General features: G+C 25.3%; 26 protein-coding genes. 4 read left to right on the top strand and 22 right to left on the bottom strand.

Going from position 1 to position 25,542, the window contains the following annotated elements:
• Nucleotides 1-38: 38 nt before the first annotated feature.
• The 4 genes from greA to AACL15_RS01240 all read right to left on the bottom strand — a co-directional run bounded on the left by greA (nt 39) and on the right by AACL15_RS01240 (nt 7,168).
• A complete protein-coding gene (greA, locus tag AACL15_RS01255) occupies nt 39-509 on the bottom strand; it encodes a transcription elongation factor GreA (RefSeq protein ID WP_422398405.1) in 471 nt (156 codons plus the stop codon).
• Between the two features lie 62 nt (nt 510-571).
• Nucleotides 572-2,344, bottom strand: a complete 1,773-nt coding sequence (gene uvrC, locus AACL15_RS01250) for an excinuclease ABC subunit UvrC (RefSeq protein ID WP_339034548.1) — start codon at nt 2,342-2,344, stop codon at nt 572-574.
• Nucleotides 2,345-2,412: 68 nt separating this feature from the next.
• Nucleotides 2,413-5,367: a DNA translocase FtsK gene (locus tag AACL15_RS01245; protein ID WP_339034546.1), complete on the bottom strand. Its 2,955-nt coding sequence runs from the start codon at nt 5,365-5,367 to the stop codon at nt 2,413-2,415.
• A gap of 85 nt (nt 5,368-5,452) precedes the next feature.
• Entirely contained in the window at nt 5,453-7,168 is a 1,716-nt protein-coding gene (locus AACL15_RS01240) for a ribonuclease J (RefSeq protein ID WP_339034544.1), read from the bottom strand.
• A gap of 162 nt (nt 7,169-7,330) precedes the next feature.
• On the opposite strand from AACL15_RS01240, the gene AACL15_RS01235 reads away from it, so the two are divergent.
• Complete coding sequence (locus AACL15_RS01235) at nt 7,331-7,633, top strand: rhodanese-like domain-containing protein (RefSeq protein WP_339034542.1); 303 nt, start codon at nt 7,331-7,333, stop codon at nt 7,631-7,633.
• On the opposite strand, the gene AACL15_RS01230 is transcribed toward AACL15_RS01235, so the two are convergent.
• Nucleotides 7,634-8,002 carry a hypothetical protein gene (locus tag AACL15_RS01230; RefSeq protein WP_339034540.1) on the bottom strand — a complete coding sequence of 123 codons (369 nt, stop codon included), beginning with the start codon at nt 8,000-8,002 and terminating at the stop codon, nt 7,634-7,636.
• Nucleotides 8,002-8,811, bottom strand: a complete 810-nt coding sequence (locus tag AACL15_RS01225) for a hypothetical protein (protein ID WP_339034539.1) — start codon at nt 8,809-8,811, stop codon at nt 8,002-8,004. Before AACL15_RS01225 ends, AACL15_RS01230 begins: the two co-directional genes overlap by 1 nt.
• 97 nt (nt 8,812-8,908) lie before the next feature.
• Here AACL15_RS01225 and trpS point away from each other — a divergent pair, with 97 nt between their 5' ends.
• Nucleotides 8,909-9,922: a tryptophan--tRNA ligase gene (trpS, locus tag AACL15_RS01220; protein WP_339034537.1), complete on the top strand. Its 1,014-nt coding sequence runs from the start codon at nt 8,909-8,911 to the stop codon at nt 9,920-9,922.
• Between the two features lie 27 nt (nt 9,923-9,949).
• Here the strand turns inward: trpS and AACL15_RS01215 are convergent, their stop codons facing one another.
• The 8 genes from AACL15_RS01215 to AACL15_RS01180 all read right to left on the bottom strand — a co-directional run bounded on the left by AACL15_RS01215 (nt 9,950) and on the right by AACL15_RS01180 (nt 15,774).
• On the bottom strand, nt 9,950-10,270 hold the full coding sequence (locus AACL15_RS01215) for a hypothetical protein (RefSeq protein WP_339034535.1): 321 nt from the start codon (nt 10,268-10,270) through the stop codon (nt 9,950-9,952).
• A 68-nt stretch (nt 10,271-10,338) separates the two neighbouring features.
• Nucleotides 10,339-10,704, bottom strand: coding sequence for a 50S ribosomal protein L20 (gene rplT / locus AACL15_RS01210; RefSeq protein ID WP_339029596.1), 366 nt, complete (start codon nt 10,702-10,704; stop codon nt 10,339-10,341).
• Between the two features lie 13 nt (nt 10,705-10,717).
• A complete protein-coding gene (gene rpmI / locus AACL15_RS01205; RefSeq protein ID WP_339029598.1) occupies nt 10,718-10,912 on the bottom strand; it encodes a 50S ribosomal protein L35 in 195 nt (64 codons plus the stop codon).
• Between the two features lie 19 nt (nt 10,913-10,931).
• On the bottom strand, nt 10,932-11,462 hold the full coding sequence (gene infC / locus AACL15_RS01200) for a translation initiation factor IF-3 (protein WP_339029600.1): 531 nt from the start codon (nt 11,460-11,462) through the stop codon (nt 10,932-10,934).
• 212 nt (nt 11,463-11,674) lie between these two features.
• The gene (locus AACL15_RS01195) at nt 11,675-12,049 is read right to left on the bottom strand and encodes a RidA family protein (protein WP_339034533.1); all 375 of its coding nucleotides are present in this window, start codon (nt 12,047-12,049) and stop codon (nt 11,675-11,677) included.
• Nucleotides 12,036-13,241, bottom strand: coding sequence for a MalY/PatB family protein (locus tag AACL15_RS01190; protein ID WP_339034531.1), 1,206 nt, complete (start codon nt 13,239-13,241; stop codon nt 12,036-12,038). The genes AACL15_RS01195 and AACL15_RS01190 overlap by 14 nt, the downstream gene beginning before the upstream one ends.
• Before the next feature lie 9 nt (nt 13,242-13,250).
• Complete coding sequence (locus AACL15_RS01185) at nt 13,251-14,879, bottom strand: PTS transporter subunit EIIC (RefSeq protein WP_339034529.1); 1,629 nt, start codon at nt 14,877-14,879, stop codon at nt 13,251-13,253.
• A 76-nt stretch (nt 14,880-14,955) separates the two neighbouring features.
• Nucleotides 14,956-15,774, bottom strand: a complete 819-nt coding sequence (locus tag AACL15_RS01180) for a MurR/RpiR family transcriptional regulator (RefSeq protein WP_339034527.1) — start codon at nt 15,772-15,774, stop codon at nt 14,956-14,958.
• Nucleotides 15,775-15,899: 125 nt separating this feature from the next.
• Between AACL15_RS01180 and AACL15_RS01175 the strand changes: the two genes are divergently transcribed.
• Together AACL15_RS01175 and AACL15_RS01170 are read left to right on the top strand one after the other, a co-directional pair.
• Entirely contained in the window at nt 15,900-16,628 is a 729-nt protein-coding gene (locus AACL15_RS01175) for a hypothetical protein (protein WP_339034525.1), read from the top strand.
• Between the two features lie 9 nt (nt 16,629-16,637).
• Nucleotides 16,638-17,276: an ATP-binding cassette domain-containing protein gene (locus AACL15_RS01170; protein ID WP_339034523.1), complete on the top strand. Its 639-nt coding sequence runs from the start codon at nt 16,638-16,640 to the stop codon at nt 17,274-17,276.
• A gap of 33 nt (nt 17,277-17,309) precedes the next feature.
• Here AACL15_RS01170 and AACL15_RS01165 read toward each other — a convergent pair whose 3' ends face one another.
• The 8 genes from AACL15_RS01165 to AACL15_RS01130 all read right to left on the bottom strand — a co-directional run bounded on the left by AACL15_RS01165 (nt 17,310) and on the right by AACL15_RS01130 (nt 25,293).
• Nucleotides 17,310-17,987, bottom strand: coding sequence for a hypothetical protein (locus AACL15_RS01165; RefSeq protein WP_339034521.1), 678 nt, complete (start codon nt 17,985-17,987; stop codon nt 17,310-17,312).
• Between the two features lie 8 nt (nt 17,988-17,995).
• Entirely contained in the window at nt 17,996-18,205 is a 210-nt protein-coding gene (locus AACL15_RS01160; protein ID WP_339034519.1) for a hypothetical protein, read from the bottom strand.
• Nucleotides 18,206-18,246: 41 nt separating this feature from the next.
• On the bottom strand, nt 18,247-20,031 hold the full coding sequence (locus AACL15_RS01155; RefSeq protein ID WP_339034517.1) for a PTS transporter subunit EIIC: 1,785 nt from the start codon (nt 20,029-20,031) through the stop codon (nt 18,247-18,249).
• A gap of 98 nt (nt 20,032-20,129) precedes the next feature.
• Nucleotides 20,130-20,393 (bottom strand): hypothetical protein, encoded by a 264-nt coding sequence (locus tag AACL15_RS01150; RefSeq protein WP_339034515.1) that lies wholly within the window; start codon nt 20,391-20,393, stop codon nt 20,130-20,132.
• A gap of 4 nt (nt 20,394-20,397) precedes the next feature.
• Nucleotides 20,398-21,501: a MupG family TIM beta-alpha barrel fold protein gene (locus AACL15_RS01145; RefSeq protein WP_339034513.1), complete on the bottom strand. Its 1,104-nt coding sequence runs from the start codon at nt 21,499-21,501 to the stop codon at nt 20,398-20,400.
• Between the two features lie 56 nt (nt 21,502-21,557).
• Complete coding sequence (locus AACL15_RS01140; RefSeq protein WP_339034511.1) at nt 21,558-21,857, bottom strand: PTS sugar transporter subunit IIB; 300 nt, start codon at nt 21,855-21,857, stop codon at nt 21,558-21,560.
• A 29-nt stretch (nt 21,858-21,886) separates the two neighbouring features.
• Nucleotides 21,887-24,085, bottom strand: coding sequence for a PTS transporter subunit EIIC (locus AACL15_RS01135; RefSeq protein ID WP_339034509.1), 2,199 nt, complete (start codon nt 24,083-24,085; stop codon nt 21,887-21,889).
• A gap of 2 nt (nt 24,086-24,087) precedes the next feature.
• Entirely contained in the window at nt 24,088-25,293 is a 1,206-nt protein-coding gene (locus AACL15_RS01130; RefSeq protein WP_339034507.1) for a hypothetical protein, read from the bottom strand.
• Between the last annotated feature and the right edge of the window lie 249 nt (nt 25,294-25,542).

Genomic DNA, 25,542 nt, shown 5'->3' with positions numbered 1-25,542 from the left:
CTTTTATACAAAAAAACCTAATAAAATTATTAGGCTAATTATTTAATATCTTTAATAGTTATTTTATAAGGTTCTTTTAGTTCTCTTACTTCAACTGAGTCTCCAACAACTTTACCCATCATTGCTTTTGCCAATGGTGATTCATTTGAAATTTTATTTTCAAATGGATCTGCTTCAATAGCTCCTACAATTTTAACAGTCATTTCTTTTTTAGTTTTTTGACTTGTAAATGTAACTTGACTTCCAATTTTTACTTCTTTGTTTTTTGAATTAGAATCTTTAATAATCTTTGCTTTTGAAAGCATTGCTTCTACTTCTTTAATTCTTGCTTCTACTTCAGCCTGTCTGTTTCTTGCTGCATCATAATCAGCATTTTCTGATAAATCTCCCTGTGCACGTGCTTCAACAAGTTCTTCAATAACTTGTGGACGGACATTATTGATTAAATGAGTTAGTTCTTCTTTTAACTCCTTAAGACCCTCTGCTGTTAAAATAATATCTTTATCTATCATATGAATCCCCTTTTATTAACTAAAATATTATACATTTTTTTATTATAAAAATGACTATATTATTCTATTTTTTTATTATCTAATTGTTTTTTTATTTCCTTAATATTTAAAACAATTTCATCCTTCTTAACAATACTCTTTATTTCTTCAAAACTAGCATTATAAAAGTCTATTCTTGAAGGAAATTGATTGTTTATTTTTTGAATCATTTTCTCTCCAATGCCTTTTATTGTAGCTAATTCATCTCTTGTAAATGATTTATTATGTTTTTTTCTAAAACCAGCAATAGCATAATTATGAACTCTATTTTGAATTAATTCTAAGAATTTAAAAACTTCCTGAGATTTATCTAAATATATTTCTTGCATATCATAGTTCAAAATATATTCAGTCCTGTGTTTATCATTTTTAACAAGTCCAATTATTGGAATATTTAAATCTAATAGTTCTAATTGTGACCTAGCAGCATTTACTTGAATTTTACCTCCATCCATTATTATTAAATCTGGTAAATTTTTTTCTTCACCAATTTCCTTTTGATATCTTCGATAAATCATATTTTGCATTCTTTGAAAATCACCTTTTTCATTGATTATAATATTATACTTTCTGAAGTCATTAAAGCTTGGTTGTGCTCCTTTAAAAACAACCATAGCACCAGTTACAAATTCGTCTAATATATTGGCTACATCAAACATTTCAATATGATATGGATAATTTGGAAGATTTAAAGTTTTTTGTAAGTTATCAAGTAATTCTTCTTTACTCATTGATTTTTGATTTTTATAAATTTCTTGCTGTCTAATATATTCCTTAGCATTATTTCTAGCTAGTTCCAATATTTTTAAACTAGTTTCATCATTTCCATAAGTTATTTTTTCTTGAAATAAAAACTTTAAACTTGTTTGTTCCAATATTTTAGGAAGAATAATATAATCAGGAAGCATATTTTTTAAGTATATTTGCATAATGAAATTTTCAAATAGAGATATTAAATCCTCTAGACTATTTTTAATAATTAATTGGTCCTTTAAAATTAATTTTCCACTTCTATAAAATAAGACAGCAAAACAAATATATTCTTCTGATTCAAAATAATTAAAAACATCACGATTTAAATTATCATTGATATCAACAAATTGTTCTACAATTGAAAAATTTAAATGAGCAATAATATTTTTTATTCTTTGTGCTTCTTCAAACTGAAGATTATTTGAAGCAATAATCATTTTTTCTTCTAGTTTATTTTTAAAATCATTGTTTGTTCTATTAAAAAAATTTTTAACTTTTGTTATTTGTTCTTGATAATATTCTTTTTCAACATCCTTAAAGCAAGCACCAGAACATTGGTCAATATGAAAGTGAATACATGGTTTACCCAAATTACCTTTGCATCGTCTTAGGGGATAAATTCTTTCTAGTGTTTTTAGAATATTTCTAGCACTAGTTCCATCTGGAAGTGGTCCAAAAGATATCTGATTTTTATTATCAAAATTTCTAGTATATACATAAATTGGATCATGTTCTTTTGTAATAGCAATATAAGGATATTTTTTATCATCATTTAAAACAATATTATATCTGGGACGATATTTTTTTATTAGGTTTTGCTCTAAAATTAAAGATTCCTTTTCATTGTCAGTAACTATAGTTTCAATATCAAATATATCTCTAACAAGTTGTGTTGTTTTAAAATTATGAGCCTTATTAAAATAACTTGTAACTCTCTTCTTAAGATTTTTGGCTTTCCCAACATAGATTACTTGATCTTTTTTATTTTTATATAAATAACAACCAGATTTTTCTGGTAAATTTTTAACTAGGTTTTCCATAAATCTCACCTCAAATATAATTATATATAGTTAAATAAATTAAAATCAGCAAAACTAATTTGCTGATTTTAATATACATCTTCATTTTGAATATAAACATCTCTTGGTTTTGAACCATTTTGAGGTCCAATGATACCAATTTCTTCAAGTTCATCAATAATTCTTGCAGCACGATTATAACCAATATTAAATTTTCTTTGAATTAAACTTGTAGATGCTTTTTGTGTTCTAATTACATAATCTTTAATTTCATCAAACATTGAGTCCTGACTAGCTCCAAGATTAACAGTAAAACTTGGTTCCTCTGTTTCAGCTTTTAAAAATTCTATGTCAAAATTTTGTTGTTGTTGACTTGAACAATGTTTTACCAATTTCTCAATTTCATCATCACTAATGTAAGCTCCTTGAGCTCTTACAAGGGAAGTGCTTCCAGGAATTGTATAAAGTAAATCTCCTTTACCAATTAATTTTTCAGCTCCATTTGAGTCTAATATTGTTCTTGAGTCAATTGATGAGGCAACTGAGAAAGCTAATCTTACAGGTATATTTGATTTAATAACACCTGTAATAACATCAGTTGATGGTCTTTGAGTGGCTACAATTAAGTGAATTCCTGCAGCTCTTGACAATTGTGTAAGTCTCATAATTGAATCCTCCACATCTTTTTTATTTGATGTCATCATTAAATCAGCAAGTTCATCAATAATAATTACATAATAAGGTAACTTAGTTGAATCTGTTTTTTGTTTAGCATTAAATCCTCCTATATTCTTAACTCCATATGTTGTAAATAATGCATATCTTCTTTCCATTTCATTAATAACTTTTTTTAAAGCACTATTTGCAATATTCATATCACTAATAACTGGTGCAAGTAAATGTGGAATTGCAGAGTAAACTGAAAGTTCAACTTTTTTAGGGTCGATCATTAAGAACTTAACTTCATGTGGTTTTGCTCTCATTAAGATTGAAGAGATTATTCCATTTATCATAACTGATTTACCACTACCTGTTGAACCAGCAACAAGTAAATGAGGCATTTTATCTAACTCACCAAATAGTAACTCTCCAGTAACTGTTTTACCAATAGCAAATAATAACTTATTGCCCATTTTTACAATTGGTGTATTTTCAATAACACCTCTCATTGGAACTGCTTCTGGTTTATCATTTGGAATTTCAATACCAACAGCAGCTTTTCCTTGAATTGGAGCTTCAATTCTAACATTTTGACTTGCCAGTGCTAATTTCAAATCATTTTCCAATGAAGTAATACTATTAACTTTTGTTCCTGGCTCAGGTTGTACTTCAAATTTAATTACACTAGGCCCAATGCTCATATTTTTTACACTAGCTTTTACACCAAATTGTTTAAATGTTTCATTAATGCTTCCCGCCTTTTGTTTGGCTGAGTTAGTAATTTCTTCTTGGTCTTTTAAATTTACAACATGTACTTTTAAAATATCAATTGATGGTAATTGATATGAATGGTTTACAAATTGTTCCTTTTCAACTGCTTTATTTTTGTTAACTTCCATAGTTTGATTAACTTTATTTGATGATTGATATGATGACGAAGAATGTAAAATATTTCTTGAAACGTTCTCTTGCATTGGTGAAGTATAATCACCATAATCTTCAATCATTTTTTTCTCTTCTTCTTTTTCTTTTTTAGTTTCACTAATAAAATGATCTAGTGTAATTTGACCTGATTGAACTTCTTCAATTTTAGTTGAATTTTTTCTATTTCTTGATTGTACTAATTCAATTGTCTTTCCATTTGCACCAAAAGGAGTTATATTTGTTTCTTTAGCTAATTCTTCTCTTGCTTTTTCAGTTGATACTTGACCATATTTTGTATCATATGGAAGAGAATCATAACTATAGTCTTTTTCTCTTCTTGGAATGTAATTATGTTCTTCTCTAACTAAATTTTCTGCTTGTCTTCTAGCTTCATGAATTTTTTGATCTAAATTATAATCAACTACCCTATTTTGACTTTGTTTTTGAGTTAAATTTTGATTTGAATTAACATATTGCTCTTTATAATTTTGATTTGAATTGTAACTTTCCAAATTTACATTAGAAAAATCATCATTATAAAAATCAGTATTTACTTCTTCATAAATATTATTTTCATAGTTTCTATTAAAACTTGGAAGCTCAATTGTAATATCTGATTCTTTTGATGAAGACAAAATTATTCTTTCATCAAAAGTCTCGTCATTTTGAATATTCAAAATATTCAAAATTCCTCTTCCATTACTTTCTCTTTTAGGTTTAGCCGAAGTTGGATAATTTACACTTTGAGTATTTTTTAGGGAAAGAATTCTTAATCTTTTACCTCTACGCTTATGTTTTGGTTTTAAGAAAAAGAAAGGATCTCCAGTAAAAATTCAAATCATATCTAAAGCAAGAAATAAAATTGCGATAATTAAACCAACATATATTGATGTATATGCAAATATTCCAGAAAGAAGAGTTCCTATTAATCCTCCACCAGACCATGTTGTAAAGTATGTACTTGGATCTGCTATTCAAATTGTTCCACTATTTTCACCTCAGATAGAGTTATTTTTTCAATTAGTTAAATAAGAATTTAATGAGTCTTTTAGTATTGTTCCTGATCATATATCTTTTACTATAAAATCTTGTGTTTTTACATGGTAAGCAACAATAAATAAAATTGCACTGATAAGTCAACATAAACAAATCCAAGTTAAAAAAATCATAGCTATAAACCTTTTTTTAGGTTTGAATTTTATTCCAAAATAAATTGAAAAGTCTAGTAAGAAAAATAAAGAGTATAAAAAATATTTAAATCATCCAAATGGCAAATTAAAAATTACATCATCAAAGAATTGACCAACTATTGTAATTCTTCCCAATGACATTAAATTTAAAAAAAATAATACTAAAGCTCCTACTATTCAAGAAATTGAATCATTTTTTCTTTGTTTTTTTTGAATAGAAAAAGCCCTTGTACGATCATTATCATTATTTAGCCCTTTGTTATTATTCATCATTTCACCTTAATTTTGCCCTTACCATATGATTTTAATATATTTTAACCCTTTTTTACATTCAATTAGCAAAAACTCATAGAGACTATGAGTTTTTTGATTTAGTCATTTTTGGTTGAAAAAACGAACCATCTAATTCATTAATTATTACTAAAACAATTGGTTGCTTTCCAGTTTCTTGCTTCAAAGTACTTCTAATTCTTGAAACAATTTCCTTTTTTATTGCATTTAAATCAAAACTAGCAGGTTTTGTTTTTGCCTCATTTTTATATTTCTCTAAAATATCAATTATTTGTTTTTGCATTAATTTAAAAATAGGATTTTCATCAGTAATATAAATAACACCTCTCATTTGAATATCTATTAATGATATTAATTCTTTTGTTTTATTATTTACATTTGCACCAATTATAACCGCTCCATCAGTTGCAAGTTGTTTTCTTTCATTTAGAACAACTGCTCCAATATCGCCAACACCAATTCCATCAACGTTTACATCTGCTGTTTTTATTGAATCAGAACCAATAACTAGCTTTCCACCATCACTAATTTTTAAAATTTGACCATTATTAATTAGTTGAATATTTTTCTTTTCTACTCCAGCTTCAACTGCCGCTCTTTCAGCACTTAAAAAATCTTTATATAAACCTTTAATTGGAATAAATGATTTTGGTTTCATTATTCTTGTCATCAATTTTATATCTTCATAACTTGCTCTCATAGATCAAATATTTTTATCACTTAATGATATTAATTTTGCATTTGTTCTTGATAATTCATCTAAAATTTCAGCATGTCTTTTTTCTACTCCAGCTGCTGGTGGAGTTGCTAATATAATAGTATCATTCTCTGTAAATTCAACCTTATCATCATTTCCTGCAGCTATTTTTGCTAGTCTTGCATATAGAAGATCTCCTGCTCCAGTTAAAAGCAAAATACCATCTTGAGATTTCATAAAATCTTCAATAGATATAATGTCTTTTTCAGTAATTTGTAAACTCTCTTGTATTACTTTTGATTCAACAACCTTAGTAATTGTTTTTCCATAAATTGCTATTTTTCTATCATTTGCCTTTGCTTGTTTTATTATTTCAAATAATTTAAAAACATCTTCTTCAAACATTCCTAAAATTAAACGTCTTTTTTTATCTTTCATTGGAGCTGCAATAAATTTTTCAATTCTATGATTTGGAACTGTATATCCAATTCTTGATGCATATTCTGCATCACTTATTAATGCCAAAACTCCCTTTTGAGCAATTTGATTTAAGTGATTCATATCTGTTGAGAAATACGATTGTTCATTTCCATCAATAATATAATCACCTGCATATACAATTACACCATCTTGCGTATGAATTGCATAACCATATGATTCTGGAAATGCAGCTGTTGTTCTAAAAGCTTCTATTTTTACATCACCAAAATTAATGATATCTTTATCATTAATAATTTTAAAATTATTTTCTCTATTTTTAATTCTGTATTTTAGATTTCTATATTTTAAAATTGTTGTTGTAAGTTCATTGCAATAAACTGGTACGTCTATTTCTCTTAAAATATAACTAATTGCTCCTGAATTATTTGAACTTGGATTCGAAAGAAAAATTCCTTTAATTTTTTTTGAATTTGCTTTTAAAAAGTCAAAATTTGGAATTATCACATCAATTCCTAATACACTTCTCTCTGGGAATTTAATTCCAGCATCAAAAATATATAAATTATCGTTAACACTAATAACAAAAATATTTTTTCCTCTTTCGTCTTGACCACCAAGAGCCATAAATTTAATATCTGCCATATTTTTTCTCCTTATTTTTTTAATTTCTTCTTATTATTTTGTTTAATTTTTTAATAAACGTTAACCAGAATTGAATTCTATTTAATTATAATTTATTTATAGTTAAAGTAAAGTTTTTTTAAATAAAAGAATAAAATCTTAATTAGAGAGGGAGAAATTTATATGTATATTTCAGTAGAAGATTATTCATTAAATTACGATAAATATTTCACTTTAGATGTTAGAACAGAAATGGAATTTAAGACTTTACCTCATTTTGATTGAGCAATAAACGTGCACATTGAGGAATTTATAAAAAAATTTCAAACTATTTTAAAAGAAAAGAATCCTGAAAATAAGCCAATTGTGACTGTGTGTAACGCAGGAAATAGAAGTGGCGAAGTTGCTAGATTTTTATCAGAAAATGGTTATAATGCAAAAACACTTGATGGTGGTATTTATAAGTATAAAAGAAAAATAAGATAATTAATTTATCTTATTTTTTAATTCCTCTTCTAATTTTTTTAAAAATAACTTAATTGAAAATTCTTTTGAAGTTAAACTCAATATTTTTCCCTCAAGTTCTGCCTTAATTTTTAGTTTCTTTAAATTATTTGTATTTACTAAGTGCTTTGATAAAATTAAAATCTTATCATTATTAATACTATCAATATTTTGAATAGTGCCTATTTCATTTAAAATTTTTTCATAAATAGTTCAGCCTTTTTCAATTGAGTTTATTCCAAATTTTTCTTTCCTCTTTCTTAACATACTTAATGTTGAAAAATAAAGAAATAAAGAAATAAAACAAATGATAAACAAAATGGCAATAACAATATATAGAATATTATTCATTATTCAATTATCTCCTTATCTTTAATAAAAATATCTCTTAAAATTTGAATTTTACTTGTATTTTTAGAATTACTAATATCAGTTACTACTTTTATATTTACTTTTGAAGGTCTTATTTCAATTTCTAAATCATTAACTGAGTATTCAACAGTATCAATTATCATTATCTCATTTGATTTAGCTTCAAATTTTAATTTTAAAATATATTGATCATTTAAAATTAGGGGTGCATTTAGTGTTCTAAATTTATTAGTACTTACAGGAACTAATTCTTGCAATTGATATATTTGACTATTTCTTGACAAAATTACTGCTCCTCCAGCTGATTTCATATAACCACTACTTCCATTAGAAGTAGAAACAACAAGTCCAGTTCCATGAAATTTTTCCAGAAATTCATTATTTATATAAATTTCAACATATAATGGTGTTTTTTCATTAAGAATTTTAACTTCATTTGCAGCAATTAAATTCTGAGATTTTGTTTTAATTTCTAATAATTCAAAATTATTTAAACTAAAATTATTTTTTTCAATTGAATCTATTGTAGCATCTAAGTTTTCAACTCTATTTTTATTAGTATAAAAACCAATTCCCCCTGACTTAAATGGGACAAATTTAACATCTTTTATCTGTTCTTTATATTTAGAAACAGCCTTTAGAAAAGTACCATCTCCTCCAAATATAAAGATATAATTTGGTAACTTTTCATTATAAACTCATCCTCTTGATTCTAACTTTTCTTTTAAATGAAAAACAACTTTGTCTGTTGATTTATAATCATTTTTTATAATACTAAATGAAAGCATTATTTCACCTCTAAACTATTATTAATTTTACTTATTTTTGGAAGAAAAATACATAAAGATTGTATAATATTAAATGTAAATCAAGGAGCAAGGAATTATGACTAAAAAGAGAATGTTGTCTGGTATAACCACTACAGGAAAAATGACATTAGGAAACTATATTGGAGCTATGAAAAATTTTGTAGCATTGCAAGATGAATTTGAAATGTATGTATTTGTAGCTAATCTTCATGGAATAACTACCCCAATTGATAAAGAAACTTTAAGAAAAAATATAAAAGAAATGGTAACTTTATATTTTGCTTGTGGAATGGATCCTAAAAAATCAACAATATTCTTACAAAGTGATGTTTTAGAACATACTCAACTAGGATGAATTCTTACATGTAATACAACAATTGGTGAATTACAAAGAATGACTCAATTTAAAGATAAATCAACTAAAGTAAAATCTGAAAATGGAACTGAATTTATCCCTACTGGTTTATTAACATATCCAGCACTAATGGCAGCAGATATTCTACTTTATGATGCCGAATTTGTACCAGTTGGGAAAGATCAAAAACAACATATTGAATTAACAAGAAATATTGCAGAAAGAATGAATAATAAATTTGGAGAAATGTTTACAATTCCTGGAGATTACACTCCAAAAGTTGGATCAAAAATAATGGACCTACAAGATCCTACAAAAAAAATGTCAAAATCTGCTGCTAATCCAAAAAGTTTTATTGCTCTATTAGATGATATTAATGAAGTTAAAAAGAAAATAAAGTCTGCTGTAACTGATTCAGAAAATGTTATTAAATATGATATTGAAAAAAAACCAGGTGTAAGTAACTTATTGACAATTTACTCAGCTTTGAAAAATATTTCAATTGAAGAAGCAGAAAATTTTTTCCATAATAAGGACTATGGAGTATTAAAAGAAGAAGTTTCAAATGTAGTTGTTGATTTATTAGAAAAAATTCAAATAAAATTTAAGGAATTATTTAACTCTGATTTAGTAGATTCTTGATTAGAACAAGGCGCAGAAAATGCAAGAAAATTAGCAAGTAAAAAATTAACAAAAGTAAAAAATTTAACTGGTTTAAACTATAAGAGAAAATAAAAAGAAACTCTTAAGTAGAGTTCCTAACTAATCAGCAGCACTTCATTGTGTTGCTTTTATTTTTTTAACAATTTTTGTGCAATCATCTTTATGTCTAAATTCTCTACACTGTGGATGAATTGCAATTAGATTATCTGATGTTAATTTAAAATTTTTAAGATCAATAAATTCACATACTCATGAGAAATCTCCCTTTTCAAATTTTAATTTATCCATAAAAAATTTACATATAAAACACAATCTAAATTTATCTTCATCTCTATTAATTAATTTGGGAGAATTATTTCAAGCACTAATTATATCCTCTTTTGAAAATTCAATTTTATTATTCTCTAATATTTTTGCCATAAGCTACCTCTTTTAATCATTATAATATTAACACAATTAAAAAAATGAGCTAAATTTGCTCATTTACATTATTTTTTAGCTTCTAAAGCCTTTTTAGATGAAGTTACGATTGATTCAAATTGTTTTGGTTCGTGAATTGCTAATTCAGATAACATTTTTCTGTTAATATCAATTCCTGCTAATTTTAAACCATTCATAAATTTTGAATAACTTAATCCTAATGGTCTAACTGCTGCATTTATACGAATAATTCATAATTTTCTAAAATCACGTTTTTTAAGTTTACGTCCAACAAAAGCATAAGCCATAGAACGTACAACTTGTTCATGAGCCTTTTTATAGTTTGCTTTTTTTGTTCCATAGTAACCTTTTGCTCTTTTAATTCAACGTTTTCTTCTTGCTCTAGTTACTTTACCAAATTTTACTCTTGCCATATTGTTCTACCTCCTAATTTTGTAATAATCCTTTTAGACGTTTCATATCTCCAGCTGAGACGAAAGTTGCTTTTTTCAAATGTCTTTTTCTTTTTGTTGATTTATTTTGTGCTAAATGAGATCTATAAGCTTTACCTCTTTTTAATTTACCTGCACCAGTTTTTTTAACTCTTTTTGCTAAAGAGCTTTTTGTCTTCATTTTTGGCATAAATTCTCTCCTCCTATAATTAACCTTTTTTTGGCACTACATACATATCTAAGAATCTTGTATTTAGTTTAGCTTCTTTTTCAACTTTTGCAATATCTTCAATTTTTGTAAAGAATTTATCTAATGTTTCTTTACCAAATTCTTGAAAAGTAATCTCTCTACCCTTAAATTTTAATGATACTTTAACTCTATCGCCTTGTAATAAAAATTCTCTTGCTTTTCTAGCTTTAGTATCTAGATCATGCTCTCCAATTCCTACAGTTAAACGAATTTCCTTATTTTCAACTTTAACTTGATTTTTCTTATTTTCTTTTTGTTTACGTTTTTGTTCATATTTGAACTTACCATAATCAAGTATTTTAGCAATAGCTGTATTACTATCTTGCATACCAACTTGAAATAGGTCTAAACCTGCTTCTTCTGCTAATTTTAAAGCTTCAAATTTGTTTAATGGACCATTTTTAGTCCCATCATCATTAATAATTAAAATTTGCTTTGCTCTAATTTCTCTATTTACAAAATCTGTTATTATTTTTTTATTGTCTGCCATTTGTCCTCCGAAATAAAAAGTGTGCCGTTAAAAGATTAGGAGCACACTTAAAATTTATTTATTTTATATATAGCTAATAAATAAGTTTTATACCGTTTCTTTACAAATTACGGTGAGCTGTGCGCTTCTTTCTTTAAACCTTAATTATTATAATATAGTTTTTCAAAATTTCAAACTTTTTTTAAAATTTATATTATTCTAACTGAAACTACTTATTTTTTAGCAATGACTTCTATTTCAATTAGTCCATTTTTAGGCAGCTTTGAGACTTCAAAGGCACTTCTGGCTGGTTTATGTTCACCAAAATAGTCAGCATAAATATTATTAATTACATCAAAATTGGACATATTTTCAATTAATATTGTAGTTTTAATTATATTTTTTTTAGTAAAATTAGCTTCTTTTAATATCTCATCAATATTTTGTAAAACTCTTTTTGTTTGCAATTCAATATTTTCTTCTAAATTCATTGTCTCAGGATTTAATCCTAATTGTCCAGAAATATATAAAAAGTTTTCTTCAGTTAATATAGCTTGTGAATAAGGACCTATTGCTTTAGGTGCCTTTAAAGTATTAATTATTTTCATTTTTTTCTCCTTTTGTAATTAATAATACTAATTTTATTTTATTAATTACCTCTTTTAAATTTATTTTATTTATACCTATATTTAGCCTAATTCAGATATCTTTACAATCGGCAAAGTCATCTGAATAGCTTAAAATTAAGTTATTATCTATAAAGTGTTGCTTTAGTTCTTTTAAACCCAAATTTAATCTCAGTTTTATTCAAACTAGATAGGAAGCTTGCATTTGCATAATTTCTAAACTCTTAAAACTAGATAATTCCTGAGTTAAAAAAATATAATTTGAGTATATATATTTTTTTAGCGTTTGTAATCAATTATAAGAATAGGAATTTGTATATGCACTTATCAAGGCTGGTTGAAAAAAGATATTTGAAGAAGTTAAGGAATCAGACTCGTATTGATTTGAAATTTGTTCTAATATTTTTTTATTAGAACAAATCATATACGACCCCTTTAAACCTCCTAAATTAAAAGTTTTATTTGGCGAATTACATACTATAAAATTATTAAATTGAGACGAGTAATTTAATAAAGAATTATGTTTTTGATTTAAAATCAAATCTCCATGAACTTCATCAGAAAATATTAGAACACTATGTCTATTACATATCTCTATAATTTTAAGTATTTCTGTTTCTTCTCAAACCCTTCCTCCAGGATTATGAGGATTACATCATAAAAATAGTTTTATTTTATTTTTAATAATTTGACTTTCAAAATTTTCAAAATCAATATAATAATTATTATTTTTATAAATTAGATTATTATATATTACATTTCTTTTTGTTTTAATAATTGATCTTTCAAATGGTTGATATATTGGTGATTGAATCAAAACTGATTCATTTTTCTTAGTAAAACACTTTACTACTTCAAACATTGCATTTACTGTTCCATGAACTAACTTTATCAAATCAATTTCTAGAATTATATTATGCATTTTCTCATATCAAATTTTAATTGCTTCTAGAGACTCTCTTTTCGTGTAAGTATAACTATAAGTTTTTTTCTTAGCTCTAGAAATTATTGATTTGACAATGGGTTTTGGTGTTTGAAAGTCTAAGTCCGCAATTGATAGATTATAAAATTTTTTTGAAAAATCAATTTTATAGTTTTCTTCTAAGTATTCAATAGATCATTTTCTTTCATTGTTTTTTGATCTATCAATTTTTCTATTAAAGTCTTTATTCATTATTTTCACCTAGTTTCTTATTAATTTTGCAATTTCATTTTTTAGTTTCTCAACTTTTGGGCCAATAATTATTTGAATATTATAATCATCGATATACTTAATTGCTATTGCTCCTAAATCTTTTACTGCTTCTTGGGAAATATTTTTAGGATTATTTAAAGTAATTCGCAACCTTGTATAACAATTATTTAAAGTTTTTATATTTTCTTTTCCCCCTAACAATTCAATATATTTTACAGCCACCTCATTTGAAGTATCTATTTTTTCATTTTTCTCATTACTTATTAAATTAATTTTTTCTTCTTCGCTTAATGCTTCTCTACCAATAGTTTTTACATCTCTATATTTTATATAAAAATAAAAGGTTGAGAAATAGAGTGCTCCCCAAATTGGACCAACTAGTAGAATATAGTATCATTTAGTTACTAACCCCTGCATTAATCCAAAAACAATAAAATCAATAATATTGCCATCTGTATTTCCAATTTTTACTTGTAATAATCCCACAATCATATATGCTAGTCCAATATAAAAACAATGAACTAAATATAACAAGGGAGCAACAAATAGAAATAGAAATTCTAAGGGTTCGGTAATTCCCCCTACAACACTTGCAACAATTCCAGGTATTATTACAGACTTTACCATTTTTTTCTGTTCTTTTTCTGCAAGAACATATATGGCAATTGCTGCCATTGGTAGACCAAACATTACCGTAGGCATATATCCTTGAGATAGAAATCTAGTTGCTGATGCAGAAATTGGCAATCCTAATTCTAACTCCTTATAAAAAATATTTAATGCTCCTGTAATTTTTTCTCCACTTGGAAGAACAATCGTTCCTCCAACAGCTGAAAATCTAACAATTGTATTTATAACGTGATGCATCCCTGTGGGTCTTACTAAACTTTCTGTAAATCTATATAAGAAAGGACCAAATCAGTCTACTTTTTGTACTCCTAAGCCAATTCAATATATTAATTGATTAAAACAAGGTCATATAAATGTTGTAGGTATTGCTATTGCAGAAAATATTAACAATGAGATTATTGGAACAAATCTAGTACCTCCTCAAAATGATATTGAATTTGGCAAACTAATATATTGAAATTTTTCATGTAGCCAATATACTAATAGACCAACAAATATAGCTCCTAATACTCCAATATCCATAGTTTTAATACCCAAAATTGATTGTGTTGATTTACCAATAAATGTCCCTTCTGAGGTCAAATTCTCAGGTAAAACATTTAAAGTAAAATTAATAACAAAAAGCATTGTAACATAACCAATAAAGCCACTAAAGGCAGCTGATCCTTGATTATCAGAAGCTAAACCTATTGGAATAGCCATAGCAAACATAAATGGCAAAAAAGTAAATCCAATTGCCCCAATTGTTTTTAATAAAACAAAAAAATCATATAGACCTCTAGTTTTTAACCAAGGTATTTGTACAATAGTTGCATTAGAAGTAAGTGAAGCACCAATTCCTAATAAAATTCCACAAAAAGCCAACATTGCAATTGGAAGCATAAATGTTCTTCCTAGCTTTTGAAATTTATTTAATAAACCATTTCTTGATTTTTTAGCATTAATTTTTTCCATATTTTTTTGATTTTTAAACCCTAACCTTTTCATACTTATTATTCCTTTCACTTTAATATTACTTAAAGCAAAAAAATAATTAAGAGTTCTAGTTAATGCTGTACCTTAGTTAATCAACTTGTACCTTCTTAAGTAAGTGATTTGTTAAATCCATATAAATATAGTCCAAAATTTGGATTAAACATTGACCCCTTATTGAAAATGAGTCTCAAATTTTATCTTCCAGTTGTGGTATTTCAATTACATTATCACAATACTTTTTTATTTCTCCATTATCGCCAAGAATTCCAAAAATATATGTCTTGTCTTTTAACTTTGATGCAAATTCAATTAGATATTTACTATTTCCAGATAAGCTCAAAATAAATACAACATCATTTTTATTAATCTGTTGAACGTAGGACTCTATAGAATTTAAATCTCTTTCTTGTATTATAGTTTTATTTAACCATCTAATTCTTTGAACAAAGTTTCTTGATAAATTATAAGATAAATTCATTCCAAACATATAAATTGAATTTGCTTTAGATATTTTATCTAAGAGTTCTTTTAATTTATCTTCATTTGAAAGATATCTTTTTAAAACAATATCGGAAGACTTGTTTTTAATTTCTAAATAATTTAGATATTTATCATTATTATCTATTAATTGTTTTTTGAAATTAAACTGATCATTCAATTTTAAATTATTTTTTAATAAGTTTTTAATTTGAAACTTTAATTCACTAAAACCTGATAAACCAGTCTTATTACAAAATCGAATGATGGATGGTTTAGAAGTATTTGTCTCTAAAGCCAATTTTTCAAGACTATAGTCATTAATAATTTTGAGATTGTTTAGTATAAAATTTGCAATATATGAGTTTATATCATCGATACTTTTATTGGCCATTGATTTTAAGATAGCTAAAAATTTTAATTCTTCCATACTAATTCCTCTATGTATAAATCTATTTGAGAAATTTTATTTCCTAGTTAATCTTATCTTTTTTTAAATAATATTTCAAACTTTAAAATTTTATTAAGTATATAATTTTATTAGGATGTGATTTTATGTTGGATATAATTATATTTAATTTTAAAAGAATGAAAAGTAAGTGATATTTAATACTCGGGTTTTTATTTATTTTTTATTTTTATTTTTTGATTCTTGATATAGCAACCCTTATTATTGCTGAAATAAGTTTTGAAGAGAAAATGGAATTTATAAATATTAGAGGTCAATTTATAAATATAAGTTTTATTCTATTTTTTATGTTTTTTAATTGATATCTTTATAAAGATTATCAAAGTGGAATCTGAAATCATTTAATAAGTTCAAAAATTAAATCTAAAAAAATAATTCTCGCTTATATATTAACTAGTTTTATTATTTCAATAACTAACTTAATAATTTATTTTCTCTGATCTATAATTTTTTATAGAAATTATTTAAATGACTATGGAGTTATTAATTTTTTTATAAATAATTTTTTTAAACAATTTTCATTAATTATAACTATTTTTGTCATATTAATATTAATTTTTAAAATCGCTCCTGATAAAAAAGAATTATCATTAATTTTTTTATCAGGGATACTATTGTATTTCACATGAATAGACTATTTTTTGCCATTGCTTAGTTTTAGTGTAAATAATAAAATAATAAAAATAATGGTTAACTTAACTCCACTTATTAACATATCAATGATTAATAGTTTAAATGAATACATTTGATTAGCTATATTAGTTAATTATTCATTAATAGTGTCTGGTGCACTAATATTTATTTTTAAAAAATAGGAGGTTTTTATGAAAATTAATATGAATAAAAAAATATCAGACTTTTTTCAAATTAATATTAATGATTTAGAAATAAAGGAAAATGAAATTATTGGAGTTATGGGTGCAAATGGTTCAGGTAAAACTACATTTCTAAGGTTATTGTCAAATAATTTTAAAAGGAATAAAAATGTTAAAGTTAATCAAAATTATAGCTATTGTATATTACAACAAATAAGTGATTTTGGACTTGTTAAATTAGTAGATTTAGTTATTATGTTTAATAACCTAAATAAGAAGAATATTGATATAAATAAATTTTTTGATAACTATGATTTACTACCCTTTAAAGAAACCTATTTTGTTAAACTATCTCCAGGACAACAGCAACGTTTTAAATTTATGCTTATTCAGTTATTTAAAACAGATATTTTAATTTTAGATGAGACATTTAATTTTCTTGATAGTGCTTGAAAAAATAAATTATTAAATGACATAAAAGAAATAAAAAATAATTATAGAAATATCTTTATTATTGATCATGACTTAGAAAAAATAAAACAAATTTGCAATAGAATCATTTGTTTTAAAAATGGTGAAATTGTAATTGATTCAAAAGATGTTAATTCAATTAATCAAATAGATATAGACAATATATTAGTTAAATAAAAAATTCAACTAAATTAGATTAGTTGAATTTTTTTATCTAAATTTATCTATATCAGCTATATTAGGATTTTCTCTTTCAATATTTCTTATAAGTTTATTCTTTTTACAATAAATTTTAATTTCGTCTGAAATAACTTCAATTTTATTTTTTAAGACATCAGTTGCTTTTACATTATCATATTCATACCTTAAATTTCTAATACTATTTTCCAGTTTATATAACCTCAAAACTTTATTATGCTTCAATTTTTGTTCTTCTTTTGTAATATTTTTATCTGGAATTTTTGTTGAACCAGGAAAATAATCAATATCAATATGTTTACAACCTATATGATGATACCCTTTTGAAATTGCTTCACTCATTGTAATATATTTATTATCATATTGTTCTAAAGATAAAATAGTATTTTCAAAAGGAATACATAAGTCACAACTATCTTCTTCTGGTTGAACATAAACAATTGTTCTTAATCTCAAAGCCTCTTTTTTACCAAATCAATTATAAATCCCAAGCATCGGTCTATTACTTCTATTTTCTTTTGCTTCTGTTATCTTCTTATCAACTTTAGAATCTATAAACTCTTTTGGATTATTTACTATTTCTTCCTTCTCTTTTGCTTTTTTTGTTATTTTGTTTCAAGGAATTATAAAATAAAGTAATATAAAAAATAAAACAATAATTAAAATAGCTCATCAAGGAAATTTATCCATAATTTTTATTAATTATTATGATCATTAAGATGTTCATAATAATCTCTTGCCTCCTTTAAATTTATTCTTTGTTCTTTTTTACAATTCACACAAGCTCCATTGTAAGAAGATTTTGTTTCAAAATTAATGGGATTTTTAAAAACAAATTTTTTAAAATCCCAACAACTTTTACAAAAAGTAAATATTCAATCAGTATCTTGTTCAAAATTAAAAGCCATATTTTCCTCCAAAAAAAGAAATGTAACCATTTCTTTTTTTACTATTTTTTAACTTCTTTTGTCTCATTAATTTCAACTATTTTTTTCAGTGCATTTGCTGCATGTTCTACATCTGGGCCAATAACAATTTGTAAACTTTCATTTCCTAATCGTTTGATTCCATAAGTTCCTGCAGATTTTATTAAGGCATCATCAATTTTACTATTATCTTTTAAAATTAATCTTAATCTGGTTGCGCAATTGTCAATACTTACAAAATTCTCTTTTCCAATGGCTTCAACAATTTTTGAAGCCATATTTTCATACTTATCTCCCTTTTGTGAAGTCTCTTTTGATGTTGAAGCTTTACTTGAAGTATTTAAATTACCTTTAGCAGATATTGCCTCAACATTTCTACCTGGTGTAGAAAGATTCATTCATTTAATTACAAAGTAGAATACAAAGTAATAAGTAGCTCCTGCTCCTGCTGTAAGAACTAATATTCATAATGGGTTAGATGCTATATTACCTTGATTATTTGATAATGCTCATGATTGTGGTAATGAAGCTGCATAATCAATAAATCCGGCACTAAATCCAAATCCAATTTGTATTTTCATTGCTGTAGTTATTGCCATAAATATTCCTGTAAGTCCTGCATGAATTCCAAGTAAAACAGGTGCAATAAATACAAATGAGAATTCTAATGGTTCTGTAATTCCTGATAAGAATGAAACCCCAGCCACTCCTCCAAGGAATCCTGCAATTTCTTTTCTATTATTTTTATCAGCTGTCATTATCATAGCAACAGCTGCCATTGGAAGACCACCCATCATTATTGGGAAAAATCCTGCTTGAAATAATCCTGAGTTACTAATACCTTTCGCAAATGCATTAATATCTCCCATCTCAGTTACTCATTCAGTTCCAACTGATGGAATTGAGCCAAAACCTGGCTGTACTATATTTCCACTAACTGGCATTTGGAATCAAAAGAATGTATTCATAATTTGATGTAAACCAAATGGTAACAATAGTCTATTTAAAATTGAATATGCTGTCGTTCCTGGTATTGCCACAGCTGGATTTTCTGGATTAGCAACTGCTGTACCAAAACTAATTAAACCTAATTGTATTCAAGGTCAAATAATTGCAAATACCAATGCTGTTGGGATTGTAACTACAAGAGCTATCATTGGTACAAATCTACGACCTCCAAAGAAAGATAAAGCAGTTGGAAGTTTTATATCTTTAAATCTATTATATAAAAAAGCTGATAAACATCCAGATACTATTCCTCCAAGTACTCCAGTACTCAAAACATAAACTCCTCCAATTACATTTCCCTCTTTAATTTGCTGAACATAAAGCAATTTTGAAAAACTATCTCCATCTTTAGTAGTAAATGTCATTAATTTTCCATAAAGCATTTCAGGTAAAGTTCCCTCTCCTGTTAATGCAGCAATAGATAAATAAAATATTACAGCTACAAGAGCCACCTCGCCTCGATGGTCTTTGGCTAATCCAAAGGCACATCCAATAGCAAATAATAATGCAAGATTATCAAATGGAATTGAACCTGGTTTTTGAATGATCAATGAGATTCAATAACCTATTTGATTAGTTATTTCACCATCAACATTAGTACTGTAAGTAATACCTAAAGCACCAAAACGATTTAAAATAGCTGCAAATGGTAAAACTGCAATTGGAAATTGTAATACTTTTCCCAATTCTTGAAGCATAGTTAAAAATTTACTTCATCCACTACTTGAATTATTTGAATTTTTAACTTTTTTAGTCTTTAACTTTTTTTCATTAGTTAAATGTACACTTTTTTCATTCATCTTTTATTCCCTTTCTATTTATAGGTTCATAATACAAAAAAAAAAAAAAAATGCAACAATTTTCTATAAAAAGTTGCAATTCTAGAAAAATTTTTAAATTAAATGACTTCTCCTAAGCAAATTGCTAAGAAAATTAGAGCCATTAAGTAACCCACTACTGCTAAAGTAAAAATACCATAATATTGTCAGAATCTAAATACTTTAAATTTAGTAGTAATGACTTTAAAAGAATCCTTTTCAGCTTTTTTATTTCCTTTAAATCTAATAAAAAAGATAGTTGAAAAAATTCCAAGTAACAATCCCAAAATACCAAAACTAAACAATGTTCAAAATGTTCCTGCACTTAATGAACCTAATAGCATTTTTTTAATCCTCTATTCTAAATCTAAAATGACTTCATGGACCAATAAAGTCTAGTAATCTATATTCACTTTTTTTTATTGTACCAATTCAATTATACTTTTGATGTTTATCATCAAACTTATCTTTTAAAATTATATGACATTCTCCCTTATATTTAATGTCATTATTATTTATTATTACTACATCACCTTTATTATAAATTTTTTTAGTATTTTGTGAAGAAATTGAATCATTTTTAAATTCAACTCTTGAGAAAGTTGATCTTATAAAATATTCTGTGATATCTCCTCTTCTAAAATGATTGAATTCTAATATATTTTTCTCTATTTTACTAATTTTATAAATTGGTTTTAAATTCAAAGTTATTTCATATTTATCAATATTTGCAAGTTCTTCCAACTCTGATTTTGTTGCATATGCATTACCAATTATAACCGCATCAATTTCGTTTGTATAAAATAAAATTTTTGCTTGTTCAGAAATACTTAGATTTCTTTGTTCTTCTAACGTAGGTAATTCTCTTCATCCTACAGCAGAGGTCATATTTCCATGATGGCTTCCTACAAAAGCTGCAGTAGACAAATTATATTTTAAATATCTTTTATTTGCTTCACTAAAATAGTCAAAAGGTAAACCAGTATATTCTAAGGGATAAAAATTATGACATCCACTCAATCTATCTCTTATTGGTTTAAAATCTATTACATTGTCAATTAAACTATCATTATTTGACATATTTAATTGTATATCAACTGAACTCTTATTATGTGTAATATTTGCAATTTCAAATGGTAAGCTTGGGGAATCTAATCTTAAGCAATCAATTCCATATTCTTTACATTTTGATAAATCATTAACATTAATTCCAATTAGCTCCATTGATTGATATTCAACATCTAATATAGTGTAAAATCCAATTTCCTTTGCATATTTTAAAGATTTCAAAACCATTTCAGCTTTTTTATTATCATTTTTTGATCCTACAAAATGTAAAATACTTGTAAAGACTATTTCATAGTTTAATTGTTTTGCTAGATCTAAATACTGCTTATCCTTTTCAAAATTTGATTGTTCTGGATAAATTGATATTCCTAGTTTTCTTTTCATAAATTACCTCACTAGTATAATCTTATCAATAAAAAAATCACTTTTTGAAGTGATTTTTATTTACAGTTTTTTAAAGCAAATTTTAAAACTTTTTCTCCATTTGCTTTACCATAATCTTCTTTTTCTATAACAAAAACAGGCATATTAAGATATGATTTCATTTCATCAAGTTCATAACCAACTTGAGGGCCTAATAAAACTATATCTCAATTTTTTCCATTAAGTTTAGCTTCATTTATTGAAACAGCTTTGATTTCAACATTCATATCTTCTTCAAATGCATAGTTTTGCATATTTTTAACTAAAATAGATGTGCTCATTCCTGCATTGCAAGCTAATAATATTTTCTTATTCATATTTGATTTCCTCCCAAGATAATTTAACTTTATGAATTTAAATTATTTATTCTATTATTACTTTCTAATATATTTAATTCGTCTAATTTTGGTTTTTTTGTAAACTTGCTTAATAGTTCACGTTGTTCTATTTTATTTGCCATTAAAATAAAAGGCGCATAACATCCCATTAATATAACTAGATTTATTCCAGCAACAAAACCTCCCATAATACTTTTTGTTGTTAATATTCCCCCAAGTATTGGTGGTGTTGTTCATGGAACCATGACACTTGAGTGGGGCATAATTCCTGCTATTGTTGCAAAATAAGCAAATGATCCTGCTAATAGTGGTCCAACAATAAATGGTACAAATAATATTGGATTTAAGACTAAAGGTAACCCAAATAACAATGGCTCATTAATACAAAATAAAGCTGGAATTAAAGTTACTTTTGCCATAGATCTATAATCACCCCGTTTTGAAAACATTAATATAACAAGAATTAAACCAATAGTTCCTCCAGTACCTCCCATAAATATGAAGTTATTCATAAATGGATTTGTGAAAATATATTCTGGGTTTAATCCTTCAGCTAATGATTGTTGATTTTGAGTAAGCCCATCCAGTTGAATTGGTTCTAATATTGGTGAAAGTACTCCACTGGCGTGAATTCCCATAAATCACAATATTTGTCATAAAAGAACTATTGCTATCATTCCACCGAATCCAGAAACTGCATTAACCATAGGTTTTTGAATTGCTACAGTTATTAAACCATTTAAATCAATAAATGTAACTTTTTCAGTTCCAATAGATATTTCTCCTACACTTTGACCAATTCAAGTAATTGAAAATGCAATAATTCCAAAAAATACTGCTGAAATAGTATAAGGAATTAAAATATTAAATGATTTAGAAACACCATCAGGAACTGATTCAGGCATTCTAATTTTAAATTTTTCATTTTGTGAAAGTCTACCAAATAAGACAGTAGAAGTAATACTTATAATCATGGCAGTAAACATTCCTGAAGTTCCAAAAACTCCTATATTGGTTCAAAATGAGGGACTCATAATAAGAAATGCTACAAATGCAACAACAGCAGCAGACCATTGATTCACCTTATAATAAGGTGCTAAATGATATGCAATTGCACCTGCTAGTAAAAACCCAAAGAATGCATAAGTTCCATTCCAAATATAAGAACCAATTGTTTTAAATTTATCTAAAATAGCTAATTCATCAGCAGTTAAATAAAAGAAGTTAAAAATTCCTCCATTTGCTGCTCCTAAAATTATATTATTAATTAAAATAAAGACTGCACCTACTATTACTAATGGCATTAATGAAAAAAAACCATTTTTTAATGCAACCATAAATTTTCAATTTGAAAGTTTCCCAGAAGCATTAGTTACTTTATCTACAGTCATTTTTATAGTTAAAGGATCTGCTTTACCAGCATTATATCTAATTAACAATTTTTGATGTTTTATTTTAAGTTTTTCTTCCTTTATTTTATTTTCATAAAAAATTTTATTTTCATTAATTTTTAATGAAAGATCATAGATTGTTTCATCTAATTCATTTTGAAAAGGTTTAATTCTTCTTGCTTTTCTTTGTTTTTTTAAGATATCATCGATATTAACAAGACTTTGATTATCTTTTTTTCATTTTTCCATTAGATTTTTAGATTCAATTTTATAATTTTTTCTATAATCAAATATTTTAGTTGCAACATCTAATTTAATTTCTTTTAGTTGCTCATTTAATTTTAAGTGTTGCTCTTTAATTAAAGTCTTCTTATCATTTCATTCTTTCTTAATTCTTATTTTAAGTTCCTTATTTTTGGAATTCATAGAAGTTTTTTGAGACTTTATAAAAGAAATTTTACTTTTAGTTTCTTCAATATCTAATTTATTTTTTTCAAGCCTATTTATTTTTTTCTCTTCATATTCTGAATCTAAATTTTGAATATTCTTTTCATAATCTTCATAGAGTTTATTTATATCAGTTTTTTGATATTTTGCAATTGAAAGTGACAAATCAAAACTTGCTTTTAAATCCTTTTGTTTTTCTCTTTTAATTTTATTGAAAGTAGAAGATACCAACTTTAACTTTCTTTTCTTTTGATGAAGTTCATTAGATAATTTAAATAATTCTTTTCTATTATTTTTTAACTTTATTTTGTTTTCTTTAATAATTTTTGTTGCTTCAAAAATTTCAGGATAATTTTCATACTTTTGCATAATTAAAAATTACCCCCATCACCTATTTCTTGAAAACCATATTTAAAAAATTTTTGAACTTCTTCACTATTTAAACTTCCCTCTAGGCCATTAAAATGAATTCTAGGAACAATTATTATTTTTTCTTCAAGACCAAAATCCTTTTCAACTATTGCCTCATTAATTTTTCCATCTTCTTTTTTTATACCCAAAGACATTACTTCAATTAAATCATCATCAATTTTTAATGCTTCTTCATTATTTAATTGCTCTGGAGGTTTCCCTTTATAATCTTCACATGCTCTTCAACTATTTAAATAATCTATTTTTTCATCTTCTTTCATTTCTATATAATTTAACTCACTATTACTTTTTGAAGTATTTTCGCAACTTCAATTATAAGTTAAGATCCCATCAGTATCTTTATTTATTGAATCATATCAATAACCAGTATAATCTTTTAATGAATCTTCTCCTTTTTGACCAACATTAAGATATTCAATAATGCTCTTATCAAATTTAATTTTTGTTAAAGAGTTTCCACTACTAATTACTTTTTCCATTACTATAAACTTTAACATTGGTACAAAAAAACCATTTTCAACGTATTTATTCATTTCTTGAATGCTCTCAATATAAGCCTTATTTTGAGATGTTTGTTGATAATTATTATAGATATCTTCTTTTATTACTTTATAATAGGCTTGTGTAAATTTTAAGTTATTTTTTAAAACTGCAAATCTAGCTGCATTTGATTGAAATTCAGGCTTTATTATCTCATCTCCAAAAAAATCTAAAAAATTCTTTTCTGATTCATAATTCATTATTTTAGAAGAATTACCATAAATTTCCTTATCTTGAAGTACATAGTAATAATAATCATTATTGTTATCACTTTCCTCATCAATTATTACCATTGAATCAAAATAGCTTTTTGCTGTTGAAAATAATTGTAATGACTCATTAGTTATTTCCTTTAAAAGAGCATTATTTCTTTTAATTTCACTATTAATATCCAATGAGAATAAGTTTCTACGTACTTTATTTGATAAATCAATTTTGCTTGTAATATTAAAATATTCATTCTCAGCAATAGATTGTGCATCTTTTTTTAGAATTGCTTTAAATTCTAACGCTCAAGTTGCATTACATGAAACAACTTGAGTAGTTATTAAAACTGAAGAAGTACTTAATCCTAAAGCACCAATTACAGAAATTAGTTTTTTCATATAATCAACTCTTTCTATATATATTTTATAATATTTAAGGCACTAAATACAAATAATTAAACTCAAGATTTATTTTTTTTATAAAAAATATTGGTTTTTATTTTATACTTCTAATAAAAAATTTGACTAAAAGATAGAATAGTTAATAATATAAGTATAAAAAATAAGTACTCTGAATTTAAGCACTTATTTAATTACTAAGTTAGTTATTAAATAAAATAAAAAGACAAAACCTATTAAATAAGTCTT

The organism is Spiroplasma endosymbiont of Cantharis rufa, assembly GCF_964019665.1.
Lineage (GTDB): Bacteria > Bacillota_I > Bacilli_A > Mycoplasmatales > Mycoplasmataceae > Spiroplasma_A.
The sequence above is the reverse complement of the archived record's forward strand: the minus strand, read 5'-3'. Positions and strand labels throughout refer to the sequence as shown.